Origin of the sequence: Moraxella cuniculi, assembly GCF_900637105.1 — a bacterium.
Taxonomy (GTDB): Bacteria; Pseudomonadota; Gammaproteobacteria; order Pseudomonadales; family Moraxellaceae; genus Moraxella; species Moraxella cuniculi.
The window spans coordinates 738072-755227 of record NZ_LR134343.1; the positions used below are offsets into that span (position 1 = coordinate 738072).

General features: G+C 44.1%; 11 protein-coding genes, 3 tRNA genes, 3 rRNA genes and 1 other RNA gene. 10 read left to right on the forward strand and 8 right to left on the reverse strand.

Annotated features, from left to right (window positions below):
* Positions 1-102: 102 nt before the first annotated feature.
* The 9 genes from coaD (at position 103) to rrf (ending at position 6901) form a co-directional block, all read left to right on the forward strand.
* Complete coding sequence (coaD, locus tag EL162_RS03450; protein ID WP_076556232.1) at positions 103-603, forward strand: pantetheine-phosphate adenylyltransferase; 501 nt, start codon at positions 103-105, stop codon at positions 601-603.
* 11 nt (positions 604-614) lie between these two features.
* Entirely contained in the window at positions 615-866 is a 252-nt protein-coding gene (locus EL162_RS03455) for a YfhL family 4Fe-4S dicluster ferredoxin (protein ID WP_076556233.1), read from the forward strand.
* Positions 867-883: 17 nt separating this feature from the next.
* Positions 884-1284: RNase P RNA component class A (gene rnpB, locus EL162_RS03460), an RNA gene on the forward strand.
* A 57-nt stretch (positions 1285-1341) separates the two neighbouring features.
* Positions 1342-1418 (forward strand) — tRNA-Met (locus EL162_RS03465).
* A gap of 345 nt (positions 1419-1763) precedes the next feature.
* Positions 1764-3293: ribosomal RNA gene (locus EL162_RS03470) — 16S ribosomal RNA — on the forward strand.
* Positions 3294-3386: 93 nt separating this feature from the next.
* A tRNA-Ile gene (locus EL162_RS03475) sits at positions 3387-3463 on the forward strand.
* A 5-nt stretch (positions 3464-3468) separates the two neighbouring features.
* Positions 3469-3544 (forward strand) — tRNA-Ala (locus EL162_RS03480).
* 246 nt (positions 3545-3790) lie between these two features.
* A 23S ribosomal RNA gene (locus tag EL162_RS03485) occupies positions 3791-6647 on the forward strand.
* Between the two features lie 140 nt (positions 6648-6787).
* Positions 6788-6901, forward strand: a 5S ribosomal RNA gene (gene rrf / locus EL162_RS03490).
* The 16S, 23S and 5S rRNA genes sit together here with 3 tRNA genes alongside, the layout of an rRNA operon.
* A gap of 60 nt (positions 6902-6961) precedes the next feature.
* Here the strand turns inward: rrf and EL162_RS03495 are convergent.
* From EL162_RS03495 to EL162_RS03510, 4 genes are all read right to left on the reverse strand, one after another.
* Entirely contained in the window at positions 6962-8695 is a 1734-nt protein-coding gene (locus tag EL162_RS03495; protein ID WP_197718994.1) for an alkaline phosphatase, read from the reverse strand.
* 178 nt (positions 8696-8873) lie between these two features.
* A complete protein-coding gene (locus EL162_RS03500) occupies positions 8874-9113 on the reverse strand; it encodes a DUF2789 family protein (protein ID WP_126330124.1) in 240 nt (79 codons plus the stop codon).
* 175 nt (positions 9114-9288) lie between these two features.
* A complete protein-coding gene (locus EL162_RS03505) occupies positions 9289-10275 on the reverse strand; it encodes a malate dehydrogenase (protein ID WP_076554853.1) in 987 nt (328 codons plus the stop codon).
* A gap of 166 nt (positions 10276-10441) precedes the next feature.
* A complete protein-coding gene (locus EL162_RS03510; protein ID WP_126331657.1) occupies positions 10442-12454 on the reverse strand; it encodes a lytic transglycosylase domain-containing protein in 2013 nt (670 codons plus the stop codon).
* Positions 12455-12718: 264 nt separating this feature from the next.
* Between EL162_RS03510 and EL162_RS03515 the strand changes: the two genes are divergently transcribed.
* A complete protein-coding gene (locus EL162_RS03515; RefSeq protein ID WP_126330126.1) occupies positions 12719-13099 on the forward strand; it encodes a hypothetical protein in 381 nt (126 codons plus the stop codon).
* A gap of 420 nt (positions 13100-13519) precedes the next feature.
* Here EL162_RS03515 and EL162_RS03520 read toward each other — a convergent pair whose 3' ends face one another.
* The 4 genes from EL162_RS03520 to EL162_RS03535 form a co-directional block, all read right to left on the reverse strand.
* Positions 13520-14209, reverse strand: a complete 690-nt coding sequence (locus tag EL162_RS03520) for an EcsC family protein (RefSeq protein WP_126330128.1) — start codon at positions 14207-14209, stop codon at positions 13520-13522.
* Between the two features lie 116 nt (positions 14210-14325).
* Complete coding sequence (locus tag EL162_RS03525) at positions 14326-15480, reverse strand: JmjC domain-containing protein (RefSeq protein ID WP_126330130.1); 1155 nt, start codon at positions 15478-15480, stop codon at positions 14326-14328.
* Between the two features lie 332 nt (positions 15481-15812).
* Positions 15813-16202 (reverse strand): hypothetical protein, encoded by a 390-nt coding sequence (locus EL162_RS03530; RefSeq protein WP_126330132.1) that lies wholly within the window; start codon positions 16200-16202, stop codon positions 15813-15815.
* A gap of 415 nt (positions 16203-16617) precedes the next feature.
* Positions 16618-17004 carry a hypothetical protein gene (locus EL162_RS03535; RefSeq protein ID WP_126330134.1) on the reverse strand — a complete coding sequence of 129 codons (387 nt, stop codon included), beginning with the start codon at positions 17002-17004 and terminating at the stop codon, positions 16618-16620.
* Positions 17005-17156: the final 152 nt, after the last annotated feature.

Genomic DNA, 17156 nt, shown 5'->3' on the forward strand with positions numbered 1-17156 from the left:
TTGACGCATCGCCATTTTGAATTTTGGTTTAAAAATTCCCCAAAATTTGCTACCATAGGCGTTTTGATTTTAATTTTGCTTTTACACCCAGTAGGCATAACAATGATTGCTCAAGCACACAAGACCAAAGTTTTATATCCAGGTACTTTTGATCCGATAACCAATGGACATATTGATTTGGTCAAGCGTGCTTTGCGGCTGTTTGATGAAGTGGTGATTGCTGTGGCGTTTGCTCACCACAAAAAACCGCTTTTTGATTTTGACGAACGCATTGACTTGGTGCAGGCATATTTTGCCGACAATCCGCGTGTTGTGGTCGTTGGTTTTGAAGGTTTGCTGGTGGATTTTGCACGCAAACAAGGAGCGACAGCGGTCTTAAGAGGCTTGCGTGCGGTGAGTGATTTTGAGTACGAATTTGGACTTGCCAATATGAATCGCAGCCTTGATGATGAGTTTGAGGCGGTATTTTTGACGCCATCGCAAGAATATTCTTTTGTTTCATCAACCTTGGTGCGAGAAGTGGCAAAATTAGGTGGCGATGTCAGCAAATTTGTCCCCGAGTCGGTGCAGCTGGCTTTTCAGAATAAATTTGCCACAGCTTAAGAGGTGCGATAATGGCACTAAAAATTACCGAAGAATGCATTAATTGTGATGTTTGTGAGCCTGTTTGTCCCAATGAAGCGATTTTTGCAGGGGAGGATATTTATGTCATCAATCCTGACCTGTGTACCGAATGCGTTGGGCATTATCAAACGCCACAGTGCGTGGACATTTGCCCTGTTGATTGCATTCCCAAAGACCCAAATTACCCAGAAACCCAAGAGCAATTGTTGGCAAAATATCAAAAACTTACCGCCGATGCTTAAATTATGCTATAATAAATTCGGCAGACTAGACAATCGCTGTTTAAGCAATTGCTTAAAGGGAGGAAAGTCCGGGCTACATAGGGCGATGTGCTAGCTAACGGCTAGGGGGCGTAAGCCTACGACAAGTGCAACAGAGAATAGACCGCCCGACTACTCAACCGAATTTTTTGCTGATTGATTATCGGGTTTTAAAAATTTCGGTTGAGTGGTTGGGTAAGGGTGAAACGGTGGGGTAAGAGCCCACCGCATGACTGGCAACAGTTCATGGCAAGGTAAACTCCACATGTAGCAAGACCAAATAGGAACTCAATGGGTGGCCCGCTCAGAGTTCGGGTAGGTTGCTTGAGCGTGTCGGCGACGGCACGCCTAGATGAATGATTGTCCACGACAGAACCCGGCTTATCGGTTTGCCAAAAATTTTTCAAATTTTCTATTGACAGGGCATAAATTTGTGCTAGAATATGCCTCCTGTAACGGCGATGTAGCTCAGCTGGTTAGAGCGCACGACTCATAATCGTGAGGTCAAGAGTTCAAGTCTCTTCATCGCCACCAATTATTAGATTAAATTTCAAAAAATGCTTGACATCGAAATTTAATACTGTATAATTGAATGCTCATACGGTTTGAAATTTTTTATTCAAAAAATAAAAAACCCCTTGACAAACAATTAAAAGCGTATATAATACGCAACTCATTGAACAACTGGACGACAGTGTTCAACAACTATTTAAAATCCAAACTAAAGAACAACTTGTGTGGATTTTTGTCAATACAAGATACTTAAATAAATTAAAAAATAAATCATTTATTTATTATCTCGACAAAAAATCTCAAAGTTAATTCATTTACACGATGAGCAAATTTTGCTAGTAATATCTAAATGAGCTTTAAAAGATTAAACTGAAGAGTTTGATCATGGCTCAGATTGAACGCTGGCGGCAGGCTTAACACATGCAAGTCGAACGAAGTTAGGGAGCTTGCTCCTGATACTTAGTGGCGGACGGGTGAGTAATGCTTAGGAATCTGCCTAGTAGTGGGGGATAACTATCCGAAAGGATAGCTAATACCGCATACGACCTACGGGTGAAAGGGGGCGTAAGCTCTCGCTATTAGATGAGCCTAAGTCGGATTAGCTAGTTGGTGGGGTAAAGGCCTACCAAGGCGACGATCTGTAGCTGGTCTGAGAGGATGATCAGCCACACTGGGACTGAGACACGGCCCAGACTCCTACGGGAGGCAGCAGTGGGGAATATTGGACAATGGGCGAAAGCCTGATCCAGCCATGCCGCGTGTGTGAAGAAGGCCTTTTGGTTGTAAAGCACTTTAAGTGGGGAGGAAAAGCTAATAGCTAATACCTATTAGCCCTGACGTTACCCACAGAATAAGCACCGGCTAACTCTGTGCCAGCAGCCGCGGTAATACAGAGGGTGCAAGCGTTAATCGGAATTACTGGGCGTAAAGCGCGCGTAGGTGGTTACTTAAGTCAGATGTGAAAGCCCCGGGCTTAACCTGGGAACTGCATCTGATACTGGGTAACTAGAGTAGGTGAGAGGGAAGTAGAATTCCAGGTGTAGCGGTGAAATGCGTAGAGATCTGGAGGAATACCGATGGCGAAGGCAGCTTCCTGGCATCATACTGACACTGAGGTGCGAAAGCGTGGGTAGCAAACAGGATTAGATACCCTGGTAGTCCACGCCGTAAACGATGTCTACCAGTCGTTGGGTCTCTTGAAGACTTAGTGACGCAGTTAACGCAATAAGTAGACCGCCTGGGGAGTACGGCCGCAAGGTTAAAACTCAAATGAATTGACGGGGGCCCGCACAAGCGGTGGAGCATGTGGTTTAATTCGATGCAACGCGAAGAACCTTACCTGGTCTTGACATAGTAGGAATCTTGCAGAGATGCGAGAGTGCCTTCGGGAATCTACATACAGGTGCTGCATGGCTGTCGTCAGCTCGTGTCGTGAGATGTTGGGTTAAGTCCCGCAACGAGCGCAACCCTTTTCCTTAGTTACCAGCGATTTAAGTCGGGAACTCTAAGGATACTGCCAGTGACAAACTGGAGGAAGGCGGGGACGACGTCAAGTCATCATGGCCCTTACGACCAGGGCTACACACGTGCTACAATGGTTGGTACAAAGGGTTGCTACACAGCGATGTGATGCTAATCTCAAAAAGCCAATCGTAGTCCGGATTGGAGTCTGCAACTCGACTCCATGAAGTCGGAATCGCTAGTAATCGCAGATCAGAATGCTGCGGTGAATACGTTCCCGGGCCTTGTACACACCGCCCGTCACACCATGGGAGTTGATCTCACCAGAAGTGGTTAGCCTAACGCAAGAGGGCGATCACCACGGTGGGGTCGATGACTGGGGTGAAGTCGTAACAAGGTAGCCGTAGGGGAACCTGCGGCTGGATCACCTCCTTAACGAAGTTATCTGATTGGCAAGAATTCACAACAAGTTGTTCTTTAGTTGAATAAAAGTTAGAAGGTTGCAAAAGCAATTTTTTAACGGCTTTCGGGTCTATAGCTCAGTTGGTTAGAGCACCGTGTTGATAACGCGGGGGTCATAAGTTCAAGTCTTATTAGACCCACCATTTATGGGGTTATAGCTCAGTTGGTAGAGCGCCTGCCTTGCACGCAGGAGGTCAGGAGTTCGACTCTCCTTAACTCCACCATTAATTAGAAATAAGCAATCTTTTAGAAGATTTCTTCTTTCTACTTAATGTAGAAACTATCTATAAACTGACGAAGTTTATAACATTATTTAACAACATGTAATGAGTCTGGGTTAATTATTTATTCCAACAAATAATTAACCAGTATTGAGCAATCAATACAAAGTAAAGAGAACTGAATCAAGCGTAAACATAGGTGAATCGTTACACATTACCCATACGACAACAAACTATTTGGGGTTGTATGGTCAAGTAATGAAGTGCACATGGTGGATGCCTTGGCAGTCAGAGGCGATGAAAGACGTGATAGCCTGCGATAAGCGTCGGTGAGGTGGCAATATCCTGTGACCCGGCGATTTCTGAATGGGGAAACCCACCTAAGATAACTTAGGTATCATAATTTATTTTATGAGGCGAACCGGGAGAAGTGAAACATCTCAGTACCCCGAGGAAAAGACATCAATTGAGATTCCCCAAGTAGCGGCGAGCGAACGGGGAGTAGCCGATTAGACTTGTAGTAGCAAAATGGCGTGGGAAAGCCAACCATAGTAGGTGATAGTCCTGTATGCGAAACTGCAATTTTAACATATTAAGTAGGGCGGAACACGAGAAATTCTGTCTGAAGATGGGGGGACCATCCTCCAAGGCTAAATACTCCTGACTGACCGATAGTGAACCAGTACCGTGAGGGAAAGGCGAAAAGAACCCCTGTTAGGGGAGTGAAATAGAACCTGAAACCGTGTGCATACAAGCAGTCGGAGCGGACTTGTTCCGTGACGGCGTACCTTTTGTATAATGGGTCAGCGACTTATATTCTGTAGCAAGCTTAACCGTGTAGGGGAGGCGTAGGGAAACCGAGTCTTAATAGGGCGTTTTAGTTGCAGGGTATAGACCCGAAACCGAGTGATCTATCCATGAGCAGGTTGAAAGTGCCGTAACAGGCACCGGAGGACCGAACCCACTCCCGTTGAAAAGGTAGGGGATGACTTGTGGATAGGGGTGAAAGGCTAATCAAACTCGGTGATAGCTGGTTCTCCCCGAAAGCTATTTAGGTAGCGCCTCGGACGAATACCTTGGGGGGTAGAGCACTGTTTCGGCTAGGGGGTCATCCCGACTTACCAAACCGATGCAAACTCCGAATACCCAAGAGTACTATCCGGGAGACAGACGGCGGGTGCTAACGTCCGTCGTCAAGAGGGAAACAACCCAGACCGCCAGCTAAGGCCCCAAATTCCTAGTTAAGTGGGAAACGATGTGGGAAGGCACAGACAGCTAGGAGGTTGGCTTAGAAGCAGCCACCCTTTAAAGAAAGCGTAATAGCTCACTAGTCGAGTCGGCCTGCGCGGAAGATGTAACGGGGCTCAAACTAGGAGCCGAAGCTGCGGATTTAATTGTTTCAATTAAGTGGTAGGGGAGCGTTGTGTAAGCCTGTGAAGGTGTATCGTAAGGTATGCTGGAGGTATCACAAGAGCGAATGCTGACGTGAGTAACGACAAAACGGGTGAAAAGCCCGTTCGCCGGAAGACCAAGGGTTCCAGTCCAACGTTAATCGGGGCTGGGTGAGTCGACCCCTAAGGCGAGGCCGAAAGGCGTAGTCGATGGGAAATCGGTTAATATTCCGATACTTGTTTATGATGCGATGGAGGGACGGAGAAGGTTATGTCAGCCTGGCGTTGGTTGTCCAGGTGGAAGGATGTAGGTAGGTTTAGTAGGCAAATCCGCTAGACTATTACTGAGATCTGATAGCAAGCCAGTTTACTGGCGAAGTGGCAAATACCCTGCTTCCAGGAAAAGCTTCTAAGCGATAGTCATAAACAAATCGTACCCGAAACCGACACAGGTGGTCAGGTAGAGAATACCAAGGCGCTTGAGAGAACTCTGCTGAAGGAACTAGGCAAAATGGTACCGTAACTTCGGGAGAAGGTACGCTGCTGATGGTGATAAGACTTGCTCTTTGAGCTGTTGGCAGTCGCAGATACCAGGCTGCTGCAACTGTTTATTAAAAACACAGCACTCTGCAAACACGAAAGTGGACGTATAGGGTGTGATGCCTGCCCGGTGCTGGAAGGTTAATTGATGGGGTTAGCGTATGCGAAGCTCTTGATCGAAGCCCCAGTAAACGGCGGCCGTAACTATAACGGTCCTAAGGTAGCGAAATTCCTTGTCGGGTAAGTTCCGACCTGCACGAATGGCATAATGATGGCAGCGCTGTCTCCAGCAGAGACTCAGTGAAATCGAAATCGCAGTGAAGATGCTGTGTACCCGCGGCTAGACGGAAAGACCCCGTGAACCTTTACTACAGCTTTACATTGAACTTTGACCTAACTTGTGTAGGATAGGTGGGAGGCTTTGAAGTGGCGACGCCAGTTGCCATGGAGCCAACCTTGAAATACCACCCTGGTTATGTTGGGGTTCTAACTTAGATGTAACAACATCAAGGACAATGTATGGTGGGTAGTTTGACTGGGGCGGTCTCCTCCTAAAGAGTAACGGAGGAGTACGAAGGTGCGCTCAGAACGGTCGGAAATCGTTCAAAGAGTATAAAGGCAAAAGCGCGCTTAACTGTGAGACCCACAAGTCGAGCAGGTACGAAAGTAGGTCTTAGTGATCCGGTGGTTCTGTATGGAAGGGCCATCGCTCAACGGATAAAAGGTACTCTGGGGATAACAGGCTGATACCGCCCAAGAGTTCATATCGACGGCGGTGTTTGGCACCTCGATGTCGGCTCATCTCATCCTGGGGCTGAAGCAGGTCCCAAGGGTATGGCTGTTCGCCATTTAAAGAGGTACGCGAGCTGGGTTTAGAACGTCGTGAGACAGTTCGGTCCCTATCTACCGTGGGCGTTGGAAATTTGAGAGGATCTGCTCCTAGTACGAGAGGACCAGAGTGGACGAACCTCTGGTGTTCCGGTTGTTACGCCAGTAGCACTGCCGGGTAGCTATGTTCGGATGGGATAACCGCTGAAAGCATCTAAGCGGGAAGCCCACCTCAAGATAAGATTTCCCTAAAGAGCCGTTGTAGACTACGACGTTGATAGGTTGGGTGTGGAAGTGTAGTGATACATGTAGCTAACCAATACTAATTGCTCGTTTGGCTTGACCATACAACACCCAAGTGGTTTAGTATGAATAAGTGTAAAGATTTTACCTAATAAGCTTGATAAAGAAAATATCTTGAATTGATTTTAACAAAACAAGTTAAATGCAAATAACAGACTCATAACAGCGTTGTTAATCCTTTTACGCTGACGACAATAGCAAGATGGAACCACCTGATCCCTTCCCGAACTCAGAAGTGAAACGTCTTAGCGCCGATGGTAGTGTGGTTCGCCCATGTGAGAGTAGGTCATCGTCAGCATCCTTATTTAAACCCCCTTCATCGAGTGATGGAGGGGGTTTGTTGTTTGATTTACTTTATTTATTTGATTGCTAGGGCATCGACAATGATTTTAAACAAATCTGAGTTTTCCATATAGCCACGGATATTTTCAGCACCAGGTCCGATGGCTTGAACCACCATATCATCAACAGAATGCACACCACTGTCAGCACCGCGTGGTAAGTTGCCTGCTCGCAGCACAGCACCAGCGGTATTTTTGTACTTGTCATTGGCGATGTAGTTGCCTTGGGCATCTTTGGTGGTTGGGCTAAATTGACCATCTAGTTTAGGACGGTAAGTCTCATAATAATCTGGATAGGCGGCAAAAAATACTGCTAAGCGTTTGCTGACATTCCAGTCATCAGGGTAGCCGTCGTTATTTTTATCTTCATAATTTGGCCATTTTGCATCTTGATATACACCGATTTTTTCACGCAGATCGCCTGCCTTATTATCATCAACCGTGCCAATGATAGAAATGCCGTGCGTGTGGTCGCCTGTAACAATGATTAGTGTGTCTGGATTTTTGGCAGCAAAATCCTTGGCGACTGCCAGCGTTTGATCCATCATGATGGTGCTTGCCATCGCCCGCTCCCAGTCCAGCGAGTGCGATGCTTTATCAATAAGTGCTGATTCTACCATCAAAAAGAAACCATCTTTATTTTGCGATAACACATCAAGGGCGGTTTTGGTCATTTCGGTTAGATCGGGCTGATCTGGAAACTTGGCGGTGTTGCCGTTATTTAAAAAACGCCGATCGAGTACGGTATTTAGATTACCTGTGTGAAATAAGCCCAAAAGTTTTTTGGTATTTTTGCCATCAATTTGTTTTAGCTGACTGGCATTGCTTATCACACGATAGCCTGAATTCTTAAAGGCGGTGATAAAGTCTTTGTCGTCTTTTCGTTTGGAGCCTGCCATATGCTGGGGTAAAAAGTACGCAGATCCACCGCCCAATAGCACATCGGGCTTGGCATTAAATAACATTTCGGTAATGGCGGCTTTTTCGGAACGGCGGCGTGTGTTGGCAACCACAGCGGCAGGGGTGGCATCTTGGACTTCGGCATCGGAAACAATACCGACCGATTTTTTGGTTAAGCGTTTAATCAGCTGACCTAAAGGCTCTTGTTTTGGATGATTAAAATTATCATTAGAACGGCTGGCATATACGCCTAGGGCATTGACGGCAGATTTATGCCCAGTCATATAAGCACTCATGGTGTTGGCACTGTCGGTGGCGATAGAATCGGTGCTAGAGGTGCCGATAAGACCCATGTAGGGTAAATCATCCATAGCCAGACGACCGTTTGCCTTGCCTTCTGTTATGCCTTTGGATAAAATGCGAGCCCCTGTGCGATGGGCAATGGATAGACCATCGCCAATGATTAAGATGACATTTTTGGCTTGGGCTTTATTTGGTGTGTTGTATGCAGACCAATTGACCGTGCTTTGTTTACCATTGACGCTCACTTGTACTTGATAATCGCCTGCTTGTTTTAGGCTGACATTACGAAGCCATAAAGCAGAAGCGTTCTTACCTTCTTCATTGGCAATGAACTCAACTTGATTATCGCTACTTAGTACAGTGTTGAATTTTTTGCCATTGATTAAGATGCTGGCTTGGGCAGGATTGATAATTTCATCAAATTCAATTTTAAAATCAAACTTTGCCCCTGTCATTATGGTGGCTCGATCAATCGGATAGATGATATTTTTTGCCATCACAGGCTGCGTAATGATGGCAAGAGTGGGTAACAAATAACGAAATTTCACAGTTTGCTCCTTTGGTGAATGACGCTTCACCAAGTATAAGTAGCAAATATAACCATCTGATGACAGCCTGATGACGGTTCGGTGATTTGTGGTTGGTATATTGGTTTTACAGGATTAATCGTTTAAGATTGGCTGATAAAAACCCTGCCAAAAAGCAGGGTTGCATTGGGAAGATAACTTAGTTGGCCTCATGCAATCGAGCATTGAGTTCGTCAAGTACCATTGCCCAAACGGCATCTTTTTTCCACTCTTCTACAATAAAGGCACGCTGTGCGTCATTCCAAAATTCAGCTGTTGCCAGCGTGGTGTCTTCATCAAGCTGGTTGGTTGCGATAAATGCCTCAATGTCGGCATTGCTATTTTCTAGCCCCAACTGGGCAAATAATTCATTCATGGTGTAGTCAATATCACCAAGCATGGCTCTCTCCTTGTTTAGGGTTTATTGTTATAACCTCCTTGCAAGTGTGGCGGAGGTATTTTGATTGTAGCAGTCCGATGGAGTTAAAACAAGGGTTTTATGTATGCTTTATGTAGCTAAACTTGATAAGCAATAAAAAACACCGCCAGTTTTGACGGTGCTTTTGGCTTGTTGATTAAGCGAACAGATGGTCAATTGCCGCGCGTTCTTCTTCAAGCTCGTTGAGCGTGATATTGATACGCTCTTGGCTAAATTCATCAATTTCAAGACCTTGAACGATTTTGTATTCACCGTTTTCGGTGGTAACAGGGAAACCGAACATCACGCCTTCTGGAATGCCGTATGAGCCATCTGATGGAATGCCCATCGTTACCCATTCGCCATTGGTACCCAATGCCCAATCACGCATGTGATCAATGGCGGCATTGGCGGCTGAAGCAGCTGAAGACAGACCGCGAGCTTCGATGATTGCCGCACCACGCTTGCCAACGGTTGGCAAGAATACATTGGCGTTCCAATCTTGGTCGTTGATCATGTCTTTGACGCTTTCGCCATTGATGGTGGCAAAACGATAATCAGCGTACATGGTTGGGCTGTGGTTGCCCCAAACGGTCAGTTGTTTGATGTCTTTGACTGCTTTGCCAGTTTTTTTGGCAACTTGGGTCAAGGCACGGTTGTGGTCAAGGCGTAGCATGGCAGTGAAGTTTTTCGCTGGCAGATCAGGTGCTGACTTCATGGCGATGTAGGCATTGGTATTGGCAGGGTTGCCCACCACCAGAACTTTCACATCACGGCTTGCCACATCGTTTAGAGCCTTGCCTTGCACGGTGAAGATTTTGGCGTTTTCTTGCAACAAATCAGCACGCTCCATGCCTGGTCCACGAGGTCTGGCACCAACCAGCAGGGCATAGTCGGCATCTTTAAAGGCGACATTTGGATCGTCAGTGCCGATAACATCAACCAGCAGTGGGAAGGCACAATCGTCTAGCTCCATAATAACGCCTTTTAGGGCTTGTTGTGCTTTTTCGACAGGAATTTCTAGCAATTGCAGAATGACTGGCTGATCCTTGCCAAGCATTTCGCCTGATGCGATACGAAATAGCAAACTGTAACCAATTTGACCAGCAGCACCAGTAACGGCAACACGAACAGGTTGTTTCATGAATAAATCCTTCTTGATGTATTAAGGGAAATCCAAAAATTGCATGATTGGACATTTTTGCAACAGGCATTGGTAAAAATGCCAAATCGCAGTTAGTGTATCATTTTATAATCCCAAAGACAAATCATTTGCATCTTAAGTTGATGGAAATATCTCTCAAGATTGATTATTGTGGTCTGACCTGCCCCATGCGTTGGCTGATGGGTGTGTAGTTGCCAAGCAACAAGCTGTAGATGGTGGCATTTTCCATCACATGCTTGACATAGGCTCGTGTCTCGCTGTAGGGTATCGCCTCGACATATTGGTCAGCACTGATGGAGCCGTGCTTTGGTAGCCATTTGACAGCTGCTGCAGGCCCTGCATTATAACCTGCGGTGGCAACAGCGATTTGTCCTGCTGTGCGATTTGCCAAATTGTTCAAAAACCAAGTGCCATAGCGAATATTGGTATCAGGATTGCTCATGCTTCCCGTGCTTTCGCCCATGCCACGAGCGATTTGGTTGGCGGTGCTGGGAATGATTTGCATCAAGCCGCCTGCACCTGCACCTGATTGGGCTGTGGGCTGAAAGCGACTTTCTTGTCTGATAATGCCGTACGCCCAAGCAGGGTCAATGCCAACCGAACGGCTGTGGCGAGTAATACTATCCAAATATGGCGTTGGGTGCGATAAGGCGGCATTACGCACCATATCGGTGGTCTCAATCGCTTGGATACTGCGATGATAATAACCCAAGTCATGGGCTTTTTTGGCGGCGGCGAGCAGCAGTGGCATATCACCTGCGTCTCTGGCTTTTTTGACCGCCCAGTTCCACTCACGGTTGATATGCTCAAGCCCTGCATTATTTTGCATCAATAACAAAGCACGAGCAAAATAAGGATTGTCCATCACACGCTGTGCGGTTGTGGCATCAACGGCTGGCAGGGTATTGCCACCGATATCATTTAGGCTAAGTCGCTGACCCAATCGATCCTTTGCCAACAAGCCATAATAATCAATGCCTGTGGCAAGCGTTTGATAAATTTGCCGTGCTTGGCTTTGTTTGCCTGTTTGTTCATAACCGCGTGCCAGCCAATATTGCCACATTCGCTCTTGCTGCTCAACGGCAGTCATGGCACCGATGGCATTGACAAGGTCTGTCCATTGCCCAAAATGAATCGCCGCTTGGGCATAATCTTCGGCTTCTTCATAATTAAACGGCTCGCCCAAGCTATTATTAAACCAAGTTAGGGCATCACGGCTGTAGCCATCATCGGTATTCATGTTCATGCGTTTGACCGCAATACTACGCCATGCATAACGGCGTGCCATGTCTGAGAGCAGCCTTGGGCTGCGGCGATTGTCTTGGTTGATATCAAACTCAAGTTGCAAGGCAGCGTCCTGATAAGAGCGATGTGCCAGCAGGCTGATGGCGTAGATGTATAAGTATTGGTTGGTTTGGCTGTAGCCTTCTTGGGAAAAGCGTGTCAAAAAGCCATTTGGGTTGTTGCGAATCTCTTGCAGGGTTTGGTAGCTGACAGGGAGATTGAGCTGCTGCATGAGCGATAAAATATCGCCAGTTTTGTCAAGTGCTGGCTGGCGGCTGGATAATTGTCGCTTATCTATTCGCAGCATTCGCACCAATTGTTCGTGCTTGTCAGTGTTGCTAATGCGGCTATTTTGGCTTAATTCGCTTGCCAATTTGTCGCACAGTGGTTGCTTGATTTGGGTATTTAGCCAGACATTGGGTTTTTGGTATAACGCACGCATGGATTCTGAGCTTTGGTTGAATCCCAAAGCGATGGCACAACTCTCCGAGGCATCTGGGTTTTCGATACTATTTGCAACAGCACGCACGGCAGCATAGTCCCCTTGGCGGGCTTTGGTTTCGGCGTAGTCGGCGGCCAGTTTTTCGCTCATGACATTGCTGGGGTATTGACGCACAAAGCCATTGATGGTGTCAGGTGTGTGGCTGGATAATTCGTTGTTTAACCGCCAATAGGTTGGGTACATGGCAAATAATGTACCTTTCATGCTTTGTTCGTATTGATAAAGGGCGGCATTGTTGGATTTTTGGCGTTCGGCATCGATAAATTGATAAATGCTGCCATCGTTGGCGTTGCCATTGGCACAGGCAAGCTGAGTTAAGGTTAAGCCACACATGGCAGCCGTCAGTACAAGGCGAATTGGGGTAGGTTTCATCATAATCTGTCAAATAAAAAAGCTGAGCTTGGCAATCTGGGTTAATACTTTGATTAAATTGCCATTTAGCACACTGGGCATAAATAGAAAATTATAACACTTTAACACTTTTAGGGTAATAAGTCTGCTACTGTTTGCGTGTATAAAAGTTGTAATTTTTTTGGGTTTAAAAATATGTAAAATTTGGTTGACAAAAAAAAAGGGGGGGGTAATTTAAAATAAATTTATGGCTTTATTGATTTATACCACCAAGGAGAATATACCATGAGTTTTTGGAATTCTTTGCTAAAAGCAGCTGGAACAGCAATGAGTGCGGCAGGCGATATCTATAACGCCACCTTAATTGAGACTTGGAATGCCTATAAGCGAAAAAATCAGGATACTTTGGGGCGTATTATTGAAGCCCATGAAACAACTTCTCAAAAAAGAGCAATTGCAATCGCAGCATGTCATCGGAATGGCTATATGCTAACTGAGGTGTTTTTAGACCATTATTATGCAAATACCGAAGGCGGAAAGTATGACAACAAACCTTTGGTAAAAGAAAGCCTAAGTTCCTTAATCAAGAAAATTGCTGAAGTTGATGGAGATGATGCACAAGAGCTTATCGACGCCCTTCAGGGTGCATTGCGTCGATATTTTTAATAAAATTCAACACTTGGGCTGTTGATATAAGATTTAAGACGGCAAAAAGCAATGCTCAATAAGCGATGGTCTAAGTTTGGGTCATTTATTATTGAGCATGATTTATATCAGCCAAAATAATTCAACGCACATGGTTGAGATTTCATATACCGACCAAAACAAGCTACCTTATTCTGATGGTAAAAAGCCTTATCAAGAGATAATGCCAATGTCAAAACACCGACAAGGCAAGACGAAACATTTGCCATCGAGAGTTATGGCTGTTCAAGGATAGGTCTGTCTTGCAAGGTTTAAATACAAAACCAAGCGTTATTTCAAATCTTGTGCATGAAAAATACACTTGGGCTTGTTATTTGTAGGCACAGTGGGGTTTGGGTTGGGTGTGCTTTTGAGGCTGCAACACCCTTTAATCATCAAGCATTATCCTGCCTTTGTTCCATCTTGATTGTAGACATTGCCGCGAAAACCATCAAAATTTTGATTCTTTGTATCCAGAAATATATTGCGAGCGGTATTGCCAACTATATTGGTGGTTACTGCATCAAAAGTACCACTGACCACACCACCCAATACGGGTACGAGCTTGGTAAGATTGATTAGACCTGTTGAACCTGCCTTTGTTACCAAACGAAAGCCGATTGCTTTGTTAATCTTGGTGAGCATTTCGCCAGTAATCTTTTTTGTGATAAATTGTTCGGCAAATTTTGTGCCAGCTGTTACTCCAAAATCCTTTAAGACTTCGCCTGCACCATTACCAAGCAAGCACATATATACCATTGTTTTTACTTTGTCGTGCTGGATGTCATAACCTGCCATGTGAGCAATCGCAGAAATCATGCGAATTTGTATGTATAAAGTAGAGGCGATATTGGCTGGCAAGGTTGCAGGAAGTGTAATCAGCCCTCCTAGACCTGTGGCAAATCCTGTTGAGCCTGCTTTGGCATTTTGCCAGCGAATAAGCGAGTTGATTCTATCCTCCAAACTGCCACTTTCAGACAAATAATCATTTGCCATTTCTTCTGCCGAGCCAAAGCCAATGCCGTTGTTTGCCTTTTTGTACGCCCATTCCATCACTTCGTACATGGTTTCACTACTGATTAAATTACTCATAAGTTTTCCTATTTTGCAGCCAAGACAGATTCATTATACAAAAAGCCTATTGTGAATCTTTGGTGTTTGGCTTTTTGGGCAGATAAGGCTTCTGGACGAAATAGTGGATTTGTCATCTAGTATTTCACAACCTCTAGCACATCGTTAGCACATAAGGTATATAGTGTTTTTGCAATCTTATCTGTATCTATTGCATTAGTCACTGTCAAGATTTCATCAACACTGATATTTGGGTTTTTGGCAATATGGATCAACACTGACTTTAAGTCAGAGTCTAAATTTAATTTAATGCCATTGGTAATGATATATTCGCTGTCATCATCATAGCTTTGGGTGGAATTTAGCCTTAATGTGGCAGATAGGGGTAGTTTACTGACTTGATTATTACCCAAAAGTTCTAAATTTAGCTTGCTTGGCAATCTGTGATTGGCGATAAATTCTTGCATAAATTGATCATAATTGGTTTTATTGGCAATTATGTTGGCTATGTTGTTAGCTAATGATTGTATATTTTCTTGGTCATTTTGCCAATTTGATAAAGGCTTTCTGATAGCTAGAATTTCAGGTAATTTCTGAGACAGCCACTCTGTGTAATCAAGCCCAAAAGCAGGAAATGTCCCAATTGCCAAATGTACCGTTTCTTCGCCTAGTGGCGATGGGTTGTGCCACCAACCACAAGGTATATATAGCATATCGCCTGCTTCTAGGACAATGTCCATGATTGGCTCTTTTGGGCAGGGGTGCGTGTCTTCATAATACTTACTTTGCTGCATATATAAGGGATTGGGAAAAGTCGGCTGATAAATTACCCAGCGTTTACGACCTTTTATTTGAATAGCGAAGACATCTCTTGTATCCCAGTGTGCCTTATACGAATCTTTATCGCCAAAAGCCACATACATACTGCTTACTGTTTGTCTGTTGGTCATCTGTGCAATCTGACGAGCAAAATGATCAACAGCAGGTTCGTTAATGATTTTATTGGCAATTACCGTAGCACCGTTTTGGAGTAGGTTATACACCGCAGGTTTTATTAGACGATGGCGAAGCATACCCACTTCAATAAAGCTTTCTACATAGTGATGTTTTTCTACAATGCCTTGATGAGCGATTTTAAAATCATCCGAGATAATATCTGCTCGTTCAATAATTTGATTGATTTGCAACCAGTCAAACCAATCAATACCAGCAATATTTTTAAATAAATAGGGCTTTTTATCTTGATAATTGGTTAAAAAATCATGCTGTGTCTGCTTGTTAAGATTTACCATAATATGCTAATCCTTTACCATTTTGTTTTAAACAAGAGATATTTCAAGTTCTTCTATTCATATCAATTTATATCAATCAAAAAAATAACCCAAAACACAAAATAGCCAGCTATCAAGAGAATTGCTGAACAATACAATCAGAATAAAGTAACAAAAGAAAAATAGCACTGGCTTGCGCATCGAGTCTGGTCTTAAGTTTAGTTTTGCTGATAAATAGATTGTGATACACATGCTTATTATTATAAATAAAATCCTTGTCAGCAGATATGCCAACTCTTCTCTAGGCTTAAAAGGTGCGATTTCAATCATAGTTACCTATCCTTGAGCTGAGTTTATTGATAATTGGTTCCAGCTTGAGATGAATTTTGATAGTCTGTCCCAGCCCTTTGTGAGCTTTTCTTCATAAAGTTGTCATATGCTGAAACAATAAAACTTCCGTTAAAGTTCAGACCAATCGTGTCCATTGTCTGCATTCTGCTCCGAAGAGGACCGCCAGCGTAGCCATAGTTTGCTCCAACTGCCCCGCTGAGCACAATACCTCCTACTGTAACAGGTTCGCCTGTTGCTAGTTTGCCACCCGTGTAACCTGCTGCATTGGATATTGCACCAACCGCCATAGCCCCTCCAAGACCATTATTGCCGTTCCCACCGCTAGTCTTTCCCACATCTTGACGCATACCACCACTAACCATCTCAATTTCTTTTAATGACAGTTCACGCATGATAATACTCCTTTTCAATACAATCCAACTAGATCATAAAAAACATAAAACCAAATAAAATGTTAAAACCATCATTGATTTGGTTTGTATCGCTCATTATAACCAAATGCAAAAAAGTAACCCTTTGTTAAATTCCCCCTCTTTTTGATGTAATTTATATCAACTAAAAAAATAATTTAAGATACAAGATAGCCAGTATTCAACATAGCCACCAAACAACCATAGGGCAATCAGGTATAAAAAGGTCGCAAGCCAAATTTTGGCACCATGAATGATATTCAAGCCAATTTTTGGCAGCAGGCGATCAATGATTAAAAAAGAAACTGTGATGAATGAGCCATTAGTGATCGCAATAGGCAGAATTTCTTTTAACGAAAATAATTCCATATTTATATTAACTTGTTTGTTTTGATGTCTATTGATAGTTTGTGCCTGCTTGAGATGTATTTTGATAGTCTGTTCCAGCTTGCTGCGAGTTTGTTCGACCTATTCTGGATAGACCTGATCCAGCTGCACCAGCGGCGGCATTTGACCCAATGATATTAATTGCTTGTTTCCCACTTTGGATTGGACCACCAAAAAATCCCGTAAATCCGCCCATGAATGCACTGATTATCATGCCTTGTTGAGTGGGAGATTCGCCTGAAGCCAGCTTGTCAGCTGAATAACCTGCCATGTTAGACAATGCACCAACAGCTATAGAATCCGCAATACGACCACCGCCCATATTGCCACCATTGGTAAAATTATCTCGCATACCACCACTAACCATCTCAATTTCTTTTAATGACAATTCACGCATAGCATTCTCCTTGTGCACAAAAATAAGTAAAAAATAACAAAACTATAATTGATTGTTATATTGCAATAAATTGTATAAAAAATCAACAGCTTTTATATTTTTAAGCTCTATAAGCCAAAGATCACCAAAAGATTATCGATATAAAGCAACTT

Excerpts from the sequence above, each read along its gene's own strand:
- EL162_RS03515 (WP_126330126.1), top strand. The coding sequence starts at position 12,719 with ATGAGTTTTTGGAATTCTTTGCTAAAAGCAGCTGGAACAGCAATGAGT.
- EL162_RS03525 (WP_126330130.1), bottom strand. The coding sequence starts at position 15,480 with ATGGTAAATCTTAACAAGCAGACACAGCATGATTTTTTAACCAATTAT.
- EL162_RS03535 (WP_126330134.1), bottom strand. The coding sequence starts at position 17,004 with ATGCGTGAATTGTCATTAAAAGAAATTGAGATGGTTAGTGGTGGTATG.
- EL162_RS03505 (WP_076554853.1), bottom strand. The coding sequence starts at position 10,275 with ATGAAACAACCTGTTCGTGTTGCCGTTACTGGTGCTGCTGGTCAAATT.
- coaD (WP_076556232.1), top strand. The coding sequence starts at position 103 with ATGATTGCTCAAGCACACAAGACCAAAGTTTTATATCCAGGTACTTTT.
- EL162_RS03455 (WP_076556233.1), top strand. The coding sequence starts at position 615 with ATGGCACTAAAAATTACCGAAGAATGCATTAATTGTGATGTTTGTGAG.
- EL162_RS03520 (WP_126330128.1), bottom strand. The coding sequence starts at position 14,209 with ATGAGTAATTTAATCAGTAGTGAAACCATGTACGAAGTGATGGAATGG.
- EL162_RS03510 (WP_126331657.1), bottom strand. The coding sequence starts at position 12,454 with ATGAAACCTACCCCAATTCGCCTTGTACTGACGGCTGCCATGTGTGGC.
- EL162_RS03530 (WP_126330132.1), bottom strand. The coding sequence starts at position 16,202 with ATGCGTGAACTGTCATTAAAAGAAATTGAGATGGTTAGTGGTGGTATG.
- EL162_RS03500 (WP_126330124.1), bottom strand. The coding sequence starts at position 9,113 with ATGCTTGGTGATATTGACTACACCATGAATGAATTATTTGCCCAGTTG.